The sequence below is a fragment of the Mycobacterium sp. NGS11 genome (assembly GCF_059813315.1).
In genome coordinates this window covers 54,994-69,674 of sequence record NZ_JCALEJ010000007.1, presented here as the reverse complement: position 1 = coordinate 69,674, position 14,681 = coordinate 54,994, and the positions used below count along the sequence as shown (strand labels likewise).

The following is a 14,681-nucleotide window of genomic DNA, read 5'->3' as shown; positions in this document are numbered from 1 at the left end:
CCATATGAATTGTGTATGCCTGCGACGTTTCGGTTGCGTTACCTGTCAATTGCTGTGGCATTGCCCGTGTTGCGAGTCCGCTCACACGCGGGCGGCCTCGGTATCCGGCGCCGATCCGGACAAGCCCGGGGCGGACGCGGGACGGCGTACGTAGACCACCCACGTCATGATCGCCGCGACGATGTACGAGCTCAGAAAGACCCAGTAGGCAGATGTTTCCGTGCCGGTGCTCAGGTACGACTGGCGCAGCGCCAGGTTGATTCCCACGCCCCCCAACGCCCCGACGGCCGAACAGATGCCGATCAGGGATCCCGACATGGCGCGGGCCCAATGACGGCGCTCGTCCTCGCTCGTGTTCAGCGACCGACTGCGCGCCTCGTAGACCGAGGGGATCAGCTTGAAGACCGAGCCGTTGCCCATGCCGGACAGGACGAACAGCACCATGAAGCCGGTGACGTAGCCGATCATGCTGGCGGAGTGCGCCGCGGCGTGGTGATCGTCGAGGGTGCTGACGGTGACCAGAAGCCCGGCGGCCACGGTCATGCCGGCGAGTACGCCCAGGGTGACGCGGCTGCCGCCGACGCGGTCGGACAGCCGGCCGCCGTAGATGCGTGCCAGCGAACCCAGCAGTGGCCCGATGAAGGCCACCTGGGCGGCGTGTAGGGCCGCATGTTTGGCGCTTTCCCCGCTTTCGGCGAAGTTCACCTGCATCACCTGCCCGAAGGCGAAGGAAAACCCGATCCAGGAGCCGAACGTGGCGATGTAGAGCAGCGAGATCACCTGGGTATCGCGCTCGAACAGGATCGAGCGCATGGTGCTCAACCGGGTGCCGTGGTGAATGTCGTCCATGAACGACGCGGCCGCGATACCGACCATGGTGAGGAACACCAGGTACACAGCGCAGACCCAGTACGGCGCCTTATGCCCGGCCGCGGCCAGCGCCAGCAGGCCGACCAGCTGGATCACCGCGACCCCGACGTTGGCGACGCCGGCGTTGATGGCCAGCGCGCCGCCCTTGAGCCGCTGCGGATAGAAGGCGTTGACGTTGGCCAGCGAGGCCGCGTAATTGCCGCCGCCGAGCCCGGTCATGGCCGCGCACACCACGAACAACCACAGTGGCAGACCGGGATTGGCCAGCAACACAATCGTGAGGGCCGTCGGGATCAACAACACGAAGGCCGAGAACGTCGTCCAGGTGCGGCCGCCGAAGGCGGCGATACCCAGGGTGTAGGGAATGCGGACACAGCCCCCGACCAGGGTCGCGACCGCGCCGAGCAGCAGCTTGTCGCCGGCGGAGAAGCCGTAGACGGAACCGGGCATGAACAGCGCCATCACCGGCCACAGGGTCCAGATCGAAAACGCCACGTGGTCACCGGCAATGGTGCACAGCAGGTTGCGGCGGGCGATGTTCTTGTTGCCGGCCTCCCAGGCCGCCGCGTCCTCCGGATTCCAGTCCGCCTGTCTCCCAACGACCTCGAACCGGTTGGCGCGCATACAGATTCCTCTCCTCCGGTCTCACGAAATCGCCGCATCCGGCCGCCGCCGTGCCAGGGGTCACCGCGCTCGCCCGATACCGGGAGAGCTGTTCAGGGGCGGCTTTCGACACTTGGGCACCCCAGATCATGGGGCATGCCTTGCCGTGCGGTCCGATGCTCACATTTACGACGCGAGCGGGTCAACCGGAGGGGGCCGTTATCGGCTGTTAGTTGTTTACCAATTGTCTGGTAGATCCCTGGGGGCTGCTTAGCGCGCGAGTGTGCGGTTCCTCCAGCCTGAATCGGCACCGCCACCAAGTGATTTCACGCATAGGCGCCTGCTCGTGTGAGCTGGAATACGGTACCGCCCCCCGCACCGACTATGCCCGCACGAGATGCGTTAGGAAAAGGGCCAACTCGCGGCACCGGAGTGGGCGCCGACCAAAGCCCTGGGCCGCGCCCAGTGCAGCCGCACCGCCTGGCCGGGCCGGACCTGGGCGATCTTGTCCACGTCCTCGTCGACCACCACCCCGATCACCGGATAGCCGCCGGTGACCGGATGGTCGGGACCCAGGATCACCGGTAAACCGTTGGGCGGCACCTGGATTGCGCCGCGGGTAGCACCCTCGCTGGGCAGCTGCCGGTCCGGATAGCAGTGCTGCAGCGGCCGACCCGTCAGCCGCATCCCCACCCGGTCGGTGCGATCGGACGCCATCCAGTACGTGTGCACCAAGCGGTCTGGCTCGACGAACCAATCGTCACGCGGCCCGGGCACCACGAACAGGTCGACGGCGCCCCCGGTGATGGCCGCGACCGGCGCCTGGTCCAATTCGGGATAGGCATCGGTGTGCTCGCCGATGGGCAGGCGGTCGCCGCTCCGCAGCGGCGCCGGCCCGATGCCCGACATCACGTCGTAGCTGCGCGAGCCCAGCACCGGGTCCACACAGATGCCGCCGCGGATCGCCAAATAGCTACGCAGGCCCGCGCGGGGCACGCCCAGCGAGATCACCTCGCCATCGCGCACATGGTGAATGCTGTTGGTGCCGAACTTGATTCCGTTGACCGTCGGGTCGGTGTCCGCACCCGTCACCGCGATGTCCACGTCACCGCCGGTGACCCTGGCCGCGAAGCCACCGAACGTCACCTCCACGGTGGCACGGTCGTCGGGATTGGCCACCAGCCGGTTGGCCAGCCTGTGCGCGCGCCGGTCGGCGGCTCCGGACCGGCTCACCCCCAGGTGGGCAAGCCCCGGGCGACCGCGGTCTTGGAGGACGGCGAACGGTCCGGTGCGCAGGATCTCCAGGATCGGCACGGCTATCTCCTTAGCTATGGTGGCGAACCGCTTCGCCCGGCTACGTCGCGGTCACGATCGTCACCGACTAGACGGCCCGGAACTGAACCCACATGCCCTGCGTCAACAACGCGGGGTTCGGGCGCTGCAGATCCCACAGCGCGGCGTCGGTGCGGCCGATGAGTTGCCAACCCCCGGGGGACCGGCGCGGATACACGGCGCTGAATTCACCGGCCAGGCCCACGGAACCCGCCGGCACGGAGGTGCGCGGCTCCGCGCGGCGCTGCACGCGTAGCCGCGGGTCGCCGTCGACCAGATACGCGAAACCGGGTGCGAATCCGCTGAAGCCGACCCGCCACAGCGTTGCGGTGTGGGCGTCGATCACTCCGGCGATGCTCAAACCGGTGTGGCCGGCGACCGCGGCGAGGTCGGGACCGTCGTAAACGACGTCGATGACCACGTCGGCGCGGCGCTCCGAGGAGGCGTCCGGGGTGGCGGCCACGCGCAGCTTACGCAGCCGCTGGCGGATGACGCCTTGGTAGCGGGGGCCGTCCAGCTTCACCAGCACCGTGCGGGCCGCCGGGACGACGTCGACCACGCCCGGTATCGCCGCGTCGCGCAGCGCGTCCGCCCATGCCAGCACCTCAGCGGTATTGCCGCATTGCACCATCAGCGCGCGGTCGCCGTAGTCCACAACGGTGTTACCGACGAGGTCGGTCGGCAGGTGGTGGGCGAGGTCGCCGCTAAGATCCGTCACGCTCATTACTCGACGGTAACTCCGGGATCGGCGCCTGTGCGAGGGGTAGCGACGGATTTTCGAGCACTGCCAGAGCTGCCTTAGCAAACGCTCAAACAGCCGCGGCGAGCCCGGGTGGCTAGCCCAGAATCTTGGTGAGCAGCGGGGGCAGTTGGTCGGCGATGACGGGGTAGCTCAGCGGCGACGCGAACGCGATGGCGCCGGCCTGTTCCTTCGTGGTGAAGATGTTCCGATTCTGCGCGGTGGTGAGCGACCCGGCGACTTCGGGGTCGGCCAGGATCGCCTTCTGATCGTCCGGGCTCTGGGTCGTCCAGATCACCACGTCGGCGGACTCGAGCACCGCTTTGATGTGGTCGCGCGGAATCATGGCCCGCTGACCGGTGCCGAATGGCTTGATGGTGTCGGAGATGACCAGCCCCATCTGATTCAGGAAATCCGTCCGCCAGCCCGCCATGGTGGCGGTGACGGTGCCCTGCTCCGGCGCGCCGTGCATCAGCAGCGCCTTCTTGCCGGTCCATTGTTGATTCTTCTTGCCGATGTCGGTGAACTTCTGGTCGACGCCGTCGACCGACGACTTCATCTGGTCGGCCTTGAAGACCGCCTGGCCGACGGTGGTTGCCTGTTCTTTCCACGGTTCGAAGAAGGCTTCGCCGTCCGACTGCGCGATGGTCGGGGCGATCGCGGACAGTTTCTGATACGTGTCGGCGTCCAGGCCGGCGTTGACGGCCACGATCAGGTCCGGTTTCAGGCCGGCGATCTGGTCGACGGGAACGCCGTTGTCCAGGTTCAGCACCGCCGGCTGCGCACCGCCGAGTTTGGGCGCGGCCCAGGGCCAGACCGCGAAGGGCTGGTCACCGAACCAGTTGGTCACCGCGATCGGCACCACGCCGACCGCCAGCAGGTCGTCCTGTTCGGTGTAGCCGGCGCTGACGACACGCTTGGGGGGTTCTTTGACGACGGTCTGACCGAACAGGTGGGTGACCGTCACCGATCCCGGGGTCGCTCCGGGGGCCGCACTGCGTGACGAGCATCCCGAGGAGAACGCGGTCGCACCGCCGATCGCGGCGACCCCGGCAGCACCTGCGAGCTGCAAGAATCCCCGTCGATTCCATCCCTGTCGCATCGCGTGAGAGTATCGCGTTCCGCCCGTTCAGATGCATCGCCGCGCGGTTGGGACCCGTCAGCCCAGCGGCATGCCGGCGTCCATGAAATCCAGGGCGCGATAGATCGTGTCGGCGGTCTTCGGCGCGCCGTCGAAAGCGGCCATCATGGCACCCGTCAACGCCCCCGCGAACACTCGGACTTCGAAATCGTCTGCGGCACGGCCGATCCGGTGCGCGATGGCCTCGGCGGCGACCGTCACGGTGCGGTAGTACTCGTCGTACATCGCGGCCTTGAGTTCGGGTATGGAGAACATCAGGCGTTGCCGGGTGCTCTCGAACTCGAGCTGGTCGTCGGGCAGCTGGGCGATGACGGCCTCGTAGGCCCGGCGGAAGGCCTGCGCCGGAGACAGGTCGCGCGGCTGGGCCTTCAACGCGTCGAGGATCAGCGGGTCGAGGTCGTCGGCCAGCAGCAGCGATTCCTTCGATCCGAAGTAGCGGAAGAAGGTGCTCGGCGACACGTCGGCCGCCTCAGCGATCTGTTCCACGGTGGTGGCGGCGTACCCGTTCTGCTCGATGAGGCGAAACGCCTCGCGCCTGATGGCGCGGCGGGTCTTGATCTTCTTGCGCTCCCGTAGCCCCGGGGGAGCCCCAGTCACCTGCATGCGCCGATTGTCGCGCATCGGCGCCTCGTCGTGGGCGCGCGTTGCGGAAGTACGCAGTCGCGGACAGTGAGTTACCGGTCTAGCTGCGCTTGTACGGTTTCGCCGGGTCGCGGCGCCGCGGTGGGCGTCGCCTGGGTGGCGAATGCTACCGCCGCGCGCACGGCCTTGGGGTTGCGCAGGATCCGGTAGTGCGCGAGGCGCCCAAGGCCGTGCGTGGCGGTCAGGCTTGCCCCCGGCCACGCTGAGGCCAAGTCCTCGCTCATCGCAAAGGGGCTGTCGGGGTCGTCGGGGTCGTGCAGGATCAGCAGCGGAGGCGGATCGTCGATGCACGAGGCCAGATGGGTCAGGTCGGAATGCAGCAACGGGAATCCCAGTCGGCGGTCGAGTCGGCGGTGCAGAGCGTCGCGGATGCGCGGGCCGAAGCCGTGCCGCTGCGCGAACCAGTCGAGGTAGAACGCGAAGCCGCCCATCGGTGCCAGGAAGACCAGGCGCTCCGCGCGTGCTCCCCAGGACAGCGCCAGTGCGGTGGCCTTGGCGCCCAGGGAGTGCGCAATGATCGCTTGCGCGGGCCCGTAGGCGTCCACCATGGCTTTGACCGCTTGGGCACATTCGCCGATCGTCGTGCGGCCGGGCGCCAATCCGCCGGGGTCGGATTCCTGGTGGCTGGGGAGGTCGAAGGCAATCACTCGATGGCCCGCCGCTAGGAGGGGTTTGACGAACACTCCGAGGTGCGCACGGCATCCGCCCCAGCCGTGTATCAGGTACACCGGCGGCCCCTGGCCCCAGGCTTCGCCGACGATTCTGTGACCGGACCATGACGCTTCCACAGGTTCACTGGCGCCCACGCCGGGCGGCATGCGGGCCGATGTCGTCTCGGGCGGTGTGCACCACAGTTCGATGGCCCAGCGCGCACCCAGTCGCGGTGCCGTCCGCTCGAGAATGCCGAATGCTCTGCGCACGCGCGGTGAGACGGGGGGTTCTAGACCCGATCCTTCGCCCGCGCGTGGGGCATCGAAATCGCTCATGAATGCAGTTCCTATCCGGGCCGTGGCAACGTCGGGTGCTCAGCCGGCCGCTTCCGGCACGGTCATAGTGTCGCGGTCGAGATCGCTGAGGACTCCGCGGGTGGTCGATTCGGCGGGATTCGGCGAAGAGCGACGCGACCTCCATCTTGCCCTGGATGCGTTGCGTTGCGGAGTTCTGACAAACGGGGCAGGGCCGTTGCGATTTCTGCGTATCGCCCACGTAACTGTGCACACCCCGGCCGGTAACAGGGCATCTCTAGCGTCGAGTCGTCACTGCCCGCGCCTCACGAAACTCAGGAGTCCCACCAGATGACCACGACCATCAGCCCCGTAACGCAGCCCGCGCCCACGCGCGAGCGTCATGCGGGACGGCACTGGATCGATGACTGGCGGCCCGAAGACCCCGACTTCTGGGAGACCACCGGCAAGCCGATCGCTCGCCGGAACCTGATCTTCTCGATCTTCGCCGAGCATGTCGGATTCAGCGTGTGGATGCTGTGGAGCATCGTGGTGGTTCACATGACCGCGGTCGGCGGACCCGGCCACCCCGCCGCGTCCGGGTGGGCGCTGACCGCCAGCCAGGCCCTGTGCCTGGTCGCCGTCCCCAGCGGCGTCGGGGCGTTCCTGAGATTGCCCTACACCTTCGCGGTTCCGCTGTTCGGCGGCCGCAACTGGACCACCATCTCGGCGGCGCTGCTGCTCATCCCGTGCCTGCTGCTGGCCTGGGCGGTGAGCCATCCGGGCCTGCCGTTCGGCGCCCTGGTGGCGATCGCCGCGACCGCCGGCTTCGGCGGCGGCAACTTCGCCTCGTCGATGGCCAACATCTCGTTCTTCTACCCGGAGAAAGACAAGGGCTGGGCGCTGGGCCTGAATGCGGCCGGCGGCAACATCGGCGTGGCGGTAGTGCAAAAGATCATTCCGCCCATCGTCATCGCCGGTGGTGGGATGGCGCTGTCGCGCGCCGGCCTGTGCTACGTACCGCTGGCCGTCGTGGCCGCGGTCTGCGCGTTCCTGTTCATGAACAACCTCACCGAGGCCAAGGCCGACGTGCGCCCGGTGCTGGAGTCGCTGCGGCACCCGGACACCTGGATCATGTCGCTGCTCTACATCGGCACCTTCGGGTCGTTCATCGGTTACTCGGCGGCCTTCCCCACCCTGCTGAAGACGGTTTTCGGGCGCGGTGACATCGCCCTGGCGTGGGCCTTCCTGGGTGCGGGCATCGGATCGGTCATCAGGCCCCTCGGCGGAAAGCTGGCCGACCGGATCGGCGGGGCCCGCATCACCGCCGCGAGCTTCGTGATGCTGGCGATCGGGGCGGGGGCCGCGTTGTGGTCGGTGCAGGCGGTCAACCTGCCGGCGTTCTTCGCCAGCTTCATGTTCCTGTTCGTGGCGACCGGCATCGGCAACGGCTCGACCTATCGGATGATTTCGCGGATCTTCAAGATCAAGGGCGAACTGGCCGGGGGCGATCCGGAGACCATGGTGGCCATGCGCCGCCAGGCCGCCGGGGCGCTGGGCGTCATCTCGGCGGTGGGTGCGTTCGGCGGGTTCGTGGTTCCGCTGGCGTACGCGTGGTCGAAGTCGCAGTTCGGCGGCATCGAACCGGCGCTGCGGTTCTACATCGTGTTCTTCCTGGGCCTGCTCGGCGTCACGTGGTACTGCTACCTGCGCAAGCACAACGCGGTCACGCGGGTGGGGATCTAGGCGAGGCCCGGCGTCAGGTCGACGGCTTCTGCTTTCCGCCGTATCCGTCCCAAGGGCTGTAGTCGGCGATCAGGTCTTCCTGGGGTGGCCGTTCGTCTCCCGGAACGTGCTGCAGGTTGATCCGGATCCGGTACCAGATCGAACTGGGCCCGCGCATCCCGTCGACCAGGACGTCGACCGGCTCGAGTCGGCGGGCCGCGGCGGGATAGCGGTCGCGCCAGACGTCCAGCGCCGCCAGCGCCTCGTCCTTGGTCTTGGTGCGGGCGATCTCGATCAGGGGCATCGTCGATTGCCGCCGGCCTGCCGCTCCGCTGCCGCGCGTGCCCGACCCCTTCGGAGCGCGTTCGGGCGGCCCCATCTCCTCGGCCAGCACCAGCAGCCGGTCGAGCTCGCCGACGGCGTCGTCCATTGCCTCCCACGGGTCGCCCAGTTCGGCAAACCGGTCGGGCACGGTGTCGATGGTGAACGCCGCGGGGTCGCAGCCGGCGACCTCGTCCCAGTGCAGCGGGGTCGAGACCCGGGCATCGGGCGTCGCCCGCACCGAGTACGCCGACGCGACCGTGCGGTCCTTCGCGTTCTGGTTGAAGTCGACGAACACCCCTTCGCGTTCTTCCTTCCACCAGCGGCTGGTCGCCGCCTCGGGCAGGCGCCGCTCGACTTCGCGGGCGACGGTCTGCGCGGCGAGCCGCACCTGGCGGAACTCCCAGCGCGGGGCGATGCGGGCGTAGATGTGGAAGCCGCGCGATCCCGACGTCTTCGGCCACGCCGTCAGGCCGTAGTCCTCCAGCACCTCGCGGGCCACCAGCGCGACGTCGACGATGCGCCGCCAGGACACCCCGGGCATCGGGTCCAAGTCCACCCGCAGCTCGTCGGGGTGATCGAGGTCCTCGGCGAGCACCGGATGGGGGTTGAGGTCGACGCATCCCAGGTTGACCGCCCAGGCCAGCCCCGCCGCATCGTGGATCACCGCCTCGGCGGCGGAAGTGCCTCGGGCGTAACGCAGTTCGGCGACGTCGACCCAGTCCGGCCGTTTGACCGGTGCGCGCTTCTGGAACACCGCTTCCTCCGTGATGCCCTTGACGAAGCGCTTCAGGATCATCGGGCGGCCGGCCACGCCGCGCAGTGCGCCGTCGGCCACCGCCAGGTAATAGCGGACCAGGTCGAGCTTGGTGTACGGGCCAGCGGAGAATCCAGCGGATTCGCCGGCGCTCGCCGGGGGGAACACCACCTTGTCCGGGTGCGTGATGGTGACCTCGCGCCCGGCCACCTCCAGCGAAACCGGACCCATGTTCATCATCGTAAGTCGGTGGGTACTTACCCCTGGTAATGCGACGGACGTCACATAGGGTGGGATCCATGCCTAATCTGATCGGCCTGCCCGGGCAGGCGGTTTCCAAGGTTCAGCAATACGCGGAGCGCGGTCTAGCGGAGCTGCACTATGTCCGCAAAATTCTCGAAGCCGGGGGCTTTCCGCTGGAGCCTCCCCAGAACCTTGCCGCGATGGTCAGCGACATCCGCAAATGGGGCGAGATCGGGATGCTTCCTGCCCTGCACGCCCGGCGCACCCCGGACAAGGTGGCCATCATCGACGATGACGGCGAGTTGACGTGGAAGGAGCTCGACGACGCCGCCAACGCGGTTGCCCACGGCCTGCTGGACAAGGGCGTCAAAGGCGGCGACGGCGTCGCGATCCTGGCCCGCAACAGCCGCTGGTTTTCCATCGCCGAGTTCGGATGCGCCCGGGTCGGTGCTCGCATCATCCTGCTGAACAGTTCGTTCTCCGGGCCACAGATCAAGGAGGTGTCCGAGCGCGAGGACGCCAAGCTGATCATCTACGACGACGAATACTGCGAGGACGTCAGCAAGGCCGACCCGCCGCTGGGCAAGCTGCGGGCGCTGGGTACCAATCCCGACTCCGACAAGAAGTCGGGCAGCAAAGACGAGACACTTGCCGAGGTGATCGAACACAGCAGCGGCAAGCCCGCACCCAAGGCGGACAAGCATTCGTCGATCATCATCCTGACCAGCGGCACGACCGGCACCCCCAAGGGTGCGAACCGCAGCACCCCGCCGACCTTGGCACCCATCGGCGGCATCCTGTCGCATGTCCCGTTCAAGGCCGGCGAGGTGACGGCGCTTCCCGCGCCGATGTTCCACGCGCTGGGCTTCCTGCACGCCACCATCGGAGCGTTCCTGGGCTCGACGCTGGTGCTGCACCGAAAGTTCAAGCCGGACGTGGTGTTGAAGGACATCGCGAAGCACAAGACGACCGCGATCGTCGTCGTCCCGGTGATGTTGTCCCGGATGCTGGACGCCCTGGAGAAGATGGACGAGAAGCCCGATTTGTCTTGCCTGCGAATCGTTTTCGTCTCCGGTTCGGCGTTGAACGCCGATGTCGCCGAGCGGGGTCTCAAAGAGCTCGGGGACGTCATCTACAACATGTACGGTTCGACGGAGATCGCGTTTGCCACCATCGCCGAACCCAAGCACCTCAAGCACAACCCGTCGACGGCGGGACCGGTCGTCAAAGGCGTCAAGGTCAAGATCTACGACGAAAACGGCAAGGAGCTGCCGCAGGGCGAGGTCGGCCGCATCTTCGTCGGCAACGCCTTTCCGTTCGAGGGTTACACCGGCGGCGGCAAGAAGCAGATCATCGACGGGCTGTTGTCCTCGGGCGATGTCGGCTACTTCGACGAGCACAACCTGCTGTACATCAGCGGCCGCGACGACGAGATGATCGTGTCGGGCGGCGAGAACGTCTTCCCCGCGGAAGTCGAGGACTGCCTCAGCGGGCATCCCGAGGTGGTCGAGGCCACGGCGATCGGTGTGGAAGACAAGGAGTGGGGTCACCGCTTGCGCGCCTTCGTGGTCAAGAAGGACGGCTCCGACGTCGACGAGGACACCCTGAAGAAGCACGTGAAGGACCAGTTGGCCAAGTACAAGGTGCCTCGTGAGGTGGTCTTCCTCGACGAGTTGCCGCGTAACCCGACGGGCAAGATCCTCAAGCGCGAATTGCGCGAAATGGACGTCGAATAGCCCATTCGGGGGCGGCGGGCGTCCGTTCGTTGGGCGGGTTAGCGCCGGTCTTTGATGGCGCGGGTTATTTGCGCCGTGAGCTTGGGGTCGACCAGTAGTTGATCGATCAGCGCCGTGAGCACCTCTTGCCCGGTCACCCGGGCGACTCCCAGCCGGTCGGCGGCTTCACGCTGCCAGATGTCGAGTGCGCGGTGAGTGGCCGCCGCGAGGTCGACGGTTCGGCGCGTGCGCTGGGTGCGTCCCGGCTGGCCGGCCGGCGGCGGGCTGGCGATCCGCGGGCGGCCCTGCCCGAGACTGAGACGTTCGGTGGGGGCGGCGTCCCCGGAGGGCCCGTTGGCCGAGTTAGGCGCGCGAAAGGCCCCAACGCCGGGTCCGCTGTGGCCGCTGTTGAAGTTCACTTCGGTGTCTTCCTCCGTGAGTGCCAATCAGTAAATCAGCGCTCGGTGCCGTTGTGTCAATACTGATTCTGTCACCGACGCCGGCGTAAGTCGCGTCGCCGGGCGCCTACGTTCCGGTCACGAGCCGCCCGGGCCGGGGGCGCAGCTGCGTGCGCGACGGCACCTCAGCACCGCACATTACGAAAGTAGCTGTTTGCTCGGCAACCATTAAATCGGCGCGGCCAATGACACGGTTGGCTATTTTTCGAAATACCGCCGAATCCACGCATCCGTTGACACGGAAAGCCTGACATCAGTGAACGCGTAGTCCGCAGATCAGTACCTCAGTAAACCTTTTGTACGCTGCGTAAATCGAGTTTTTGATGCCAGAAAGGCGTCAGTATTCGAGGACAAGTTAAATTGCACGAATGCGTAAATCATATTGCCGAATATCGAGGGCTGTTGCGCGATTGTTATCCAATTCACAGTCAAAAAAGACAAATCTCCCTTGTTTGCCGGAAAACGCGCAACTAACGTTTTAACCAGCGATAGCGAGTGGTTGGAAGGAATGACTTCGATGATCTCCCGGCGATCATTGCGCGGCGCGGCCGCAGGTGCCATAGGTGCCGGAGCTGTGGCCGGCGCGCTGCTTTTTTGCGGCGCGCCCACGGCTCAGGCCGGCCCGGCGTCCGCACCCACCACGAGCTTCGCCAGTGCTGGGCCGCACAGCGGACCGGGCTTCATCCCCGATCGCCCCGGCGGTCGCGGATGGGGCGGCCATGATGGTCGGGGAAATGGCAATGGGGGGCACGGCAACTGGAGCTGTGGCGGTGGCTACTGGGGCCCCCAGCACTGGTGGAACTGGTGGTGGTAACCACCATCTCCGCGCGGTAACGGCCCTCGCCGACACGCCAACCCTCGGGATGGCCGACCGCGTCCGGGGAACCATGCCGGCCTGACCTAGTCAGGTCGGCATGGCCCTGTTTTGGGGCTTTGTGCGACGTTTTACGGGTCCCGGGGCAGGCCAAGCAGCCGTTCGGCGATGATGTTCAGCTGTACCTCGGAGGTGCCGCCGTAAATGGTGGTGGCGCGGCTGGCCAACAGGTATTCGCCCCATTTGCCGGGTAGCTGGCCGGGGTCGCCGATCGCGGCATCGGTGCCGAACGACGAGACCGCGAACTCGGCGTAACCCTGGCCGGTACGCATGGACAGCAGCTTGGAGATCGCCGCCGACGGCATGGCGTCCCCACCGGCCAGCGTCAACAGCGTCGAACGCAGGTTGAGCACCTTGGCCGCATGGCCCTCGGCAATCAATTGGCCCGCCCGATGCTGGGCGATCTGGTCGAAGTGGCCGTCGCGAACGAACTCGACGAACTGGGGCAGGGTGGCCAGGAAGTTCGCGTCGCTGCTGCCGATCGACACCCGCTCCGCGGTCAGCGTGTTGCGGCTGACCTCCCAGCCCCGGTCGACCTCGCCGAGCACGCACTCGTCGGGCACGAACACGTCGTCGATGTAGACGGTGTTGAACATCGCGTTGCCGGTGAGCTCGCGTAGCGGCGTGACCGTCACGCCTTCACTTTTCATGTCCAGCAGGAAGTACGTGATGCCATTGTGTTTCGGGGCACTCGGGTCCGTCCTGGCCAGCAGCGCACCCCACTGCGAGTACTGCGCGGCGGTGGTCCAGATCTTCTGACCGGTGATACGCCAGCCGCCGTCGGTCCGGGTGGCCTTGGTGGACAGGCCGGCCAGATCCGACCCGGCGCCGGGTTCGGAAAACAGCTGGCACCAGATCATCTCGCCGCGGAAGGTCGGCGGCAGGAACCGTTGCTTTTGCTCGTCGGTCCCGAACGCGACGATCGACGGAATGATCCACGCGGCGATGCCGACCTGCGGTCGCTTCACCCGCCCGGCGGTGAACTCCTGGGCGATGATGATCTGCTCCACCGGGCTGGCGGCGCGGCCCCACGGCTTCGGGAGATAGGGCAGCACCCAGCCGCCCTCGGCGAGCGCGACCTTGCGCTGCTCCCGCTCGATCTCCTTGAGCGCGGCGACCTCGGCCCGGATCTCCGCCCGCAATTTCTCGGTGTCGGGGTCGAGGTCGATGTCCACCGGACGCATGCCGGTGGTGGTCGCGGTGTCGACGACTTTCTGTGGGTAGTCCGAACTGCGGCCGAAGGAGGCCGCCAGCATCAGCGCCCGGCGGTAGTAGACGTTCGTGTCGTGTTCCCAGGTGAAGCCGATCCCGCCGTGCACCTGAATGCAGTCCTGGGCGCACCGCTGGGCGGCCGCGGGCGCCAGCGTCGCCGCCACCGCGGCGGCGAAGTCGACGTGCGAACCCGCTGTGTCCCAACCGTTTTCGCGGGCCTCGTCGATAGCGCGGGCGGCATCCCACACGGCCGCGGTGGCCCGCTCGGTGTCGGCGATCATCTCGGCGCATTTGTGCTTGATCGCCTGGAACTGACCGATCGGGCGGCCGAACTGTTCGCGAATCTTGGCGTAGTGGGACGCAGTGTCGGTCGCCCAGCGGGCCACGCCGATGGCCTCCGCGGACAGCAGCGTGGTCATCAGCGCGTGCGCGGTCGCCATGCTCAGGTTGGTCAGCACGACGTCGTCAGCGACCTCGACGGCGTTGGCTCGCACATCGGCGATGGGGCGCAGCGGGTCCAGGCTTTTCACCGGCTCGATCTCGAGCTGGTCGGCGCGCAGCACCACCCACGCCTCGCCGCTGTCGATCGCAACGGGCAGCACGAGCAGCGAGGCCTGCGCCGCGGCGGGGACGGCACGGACCTCGCCGCGGATCACCAGTGAGTCACCGTGCCGGGTGGCGGTCAGCGCGCAGCAATTCAGGCCGTAGGCGGCGATTTCGGCGCCCGATGCCAGCTCGGAGAGCACCTTCGCGTCCGGGTCGTGCGCGGAGATCAGGGCACTGGCGATCGCCGACGGCACGAACGGGCCCGGCACCGCCCCGTAACCGAATTCGGCCAGCACGATGGCCAACTCGAGGATGCCAAAGCCCTGCCCGCCGACGGATTCGGCGAGATGAACGCCCTGCAAGCCCTGGTCGGCGGCGGCCTGCCAGTACGGCGGGGGGTTCTCGAGGGGCGTCTCCATGGCCGCGTGCAACGTCTCCGACGGCGCGACGCGCGTCACCAGTGATCGCACGGAATCGGCCAGGTCTTGATGCTCGGGATTTATCGCGATCGGCATTGGTCGCCTTCCGTTGCTGCAGGAGGCCGCGTCGGCCACGTACC

At 67.2% G+C, this 14,681-nt stretch carries 12 protein-coding genes; 2 read left to right on the top strand and 10 right to left on the bottom strand.

From position 1 onward, the window contains the following. Window positions 1-81 precede the first annotated feature (81 nt). From AC5Y4T_RS11515 to AC5Y4T_RS11490, 6 genes are all read right to left on the bottom strand, one after another. Complete coding sequence (locus AC5Y4T_RS11515; protein ID WP_499948244.1) at window positions 82-1,494, bottom strand: nitrate/nitrite transporter; 1,413 nt, start codon at window positions 1,492-1,494, stop codon at window positions 82-84. 381 nt (window positions 1,495-1,875) lie between these two features. Next, the gene (locus AC5Y4T_RS11510; RefSeq protein ID WP_499917788.1) at window positions 1,876-2,787 is read right to left on the bottom strand and encodes a 5-oxoprolinase/urea amidolyase family protein; all 912 of its coding nucleotides are present in this window, start codon (window positions 2,785-2,787) and stop codon (window positions 1,876-1,878) included. Window positions 2,788-2,854: 67 nt separating this feature from the next. Then, entirely contained in the window at window positions 2,855-3,529 is a 675-nt protein-coding gene (locus tag AC5Y4T_RS11505; protein ID WP_499953031.1) for a 5-oxoprolinase subunit B family protein, read from the bottom strand. A 112-nt stretch (window positions 3,530-3,641) separates the two neighbouring features. Further along, window positions 3,642-4,646, bottom strand: a complete 1,005-nt coding sequence (locus AC5Y4T_RS11500) for an ABC transporter substrate-binding protein (RefSeq protein ID WP_499953030.1) — start codon at window positions 4,644-4,646, stop codon at window positions 3,642-3,644. Window positions 4,647-4,703: 57 nt separating this feature from the next. Continuing rightward, complete coding sequence (locus AC5Y4T_RS11495; RefSeq protein WP_499917792.1) at window positions 4,704-5,288, bottom strand: acyl-CoA-like ligand-binding transcription factor; 585 nt, start codon at window positions 5,286-5,288, stop codon at window positions 4,704-4,706. A gap of 71 nt (window positions 5,289-5,359) precedes the next feature. Then, window positions 5,360-6,313 carry an alpha/beta fold hydrolase gene (locus AC5Y4T_RS11490; protein WP_499953029.1) on the bottom strand — a complete coding sequence of 318 codons (954 nt, stop codon included), beginning with the start codon at window positions 6,311-6,313 and terminating at the stop codon, window positions 5,360-5,362. 309 nt (window positions 6,314-6,622) lie between these two features. Between AC5Y4T_RS11490 and AC5Y4T_RS11485 the strand changes: the two genes are divergently transcribed. Next, window positions 6,623-8,017 carry a NarK family nitrate/nitrite MFS transporter gene (locus AC5Y4T_RS11485; protein WP_499953028.1) on the top strand — a complete coding sequence of 465 codons (1,395 nt, stop codon included), beginning with the start codon at window positions 6,623-6,625 and terminating at the stop codon, window positions 8,015-8,017. 13 nt (window positions 8,018-8,030) lie between these two features. Here AC5Y4T_RS11485 and AC5Y4T_RS11480 read toward each other — a convergent pair whose 3' ends face one another. After that, complete coding sequence (locus tag AC5Y4T_RS11480) at window positions 8,031-9,314, bottom strand: DNA polymerase domain-containing protein (protein WP_499917795.1); 1,284 nt, start codon at window positions 9,312-9,314, stop codon at window positions 8,031-8,033. Window positions 9,315-9,373: 59 nt separating this feature from the next. Here AC5Y4T_RS11480 and fadD2 point away from each other — a divergent pair, with 59 nt between their 5' ends. Next, window positions 9,374-11,053, top strand: coding sequence for a long-chain-fatty-acid--CoA ligase FadD2 (gene fadD2 / locus AC5Y4T_RS11475; RefSeq protein ID WP_499953027.1), 1,680 nt, complete (start codon window positions 9,374-9,376; stop codon window positions 11,051-11,053). 38 nt (window positions 11,054-11,091) lie between these two features. On the opposite strand, the gene AC5Y4T_RS11470 is transcribed toward fadD2, so the two are convergent. The 3 genes from AC5Y4T_RS11470 to AC5Y4T_RS11460 form a co-directional block, all read right to left on the bottom strand. Next, the gene (locus AC5Y4T_RS11470) at window positions 11,092-11,451 is read right to left on the bottom strand and encodes an ATPase (RefSeq protein ID WP_499918231.1); all 360 of its coding nucleotides are present in this window, start codon (window positions 11,449-11,451) and stop codon (window positions 11,092-11,094) included. Window positions 11,452-11,766: 315 nt separating this feature from the next. Beyond that, window positions 11,767-12,099, bottom strand: a complete 333-nt coding sequence (locus AC5Y4T_RS11465) for a hypothetical protein (RefSeq protein WP_499953026.1) — start codon at window positions 12,097-12,099, stop codon at window positions 11,767-11,769. A gap of 336 nt (window positions 12,100-12,435) precedes the next feature. Then, on the bottom strand, window positions 12,436-14,637 hold the full coding sequence (locus AC5Y4T_RS11460) for an acyl-CoA dehydrogenase family protein (RefSeq protein WP_499953025.1): 2,202 nt from the start codon (window positions 14,635-14,637) through the stop codon (window positions 12,436-12,438). Window positions 14,638-14,681: the final 44 nt, after the last annotated feature.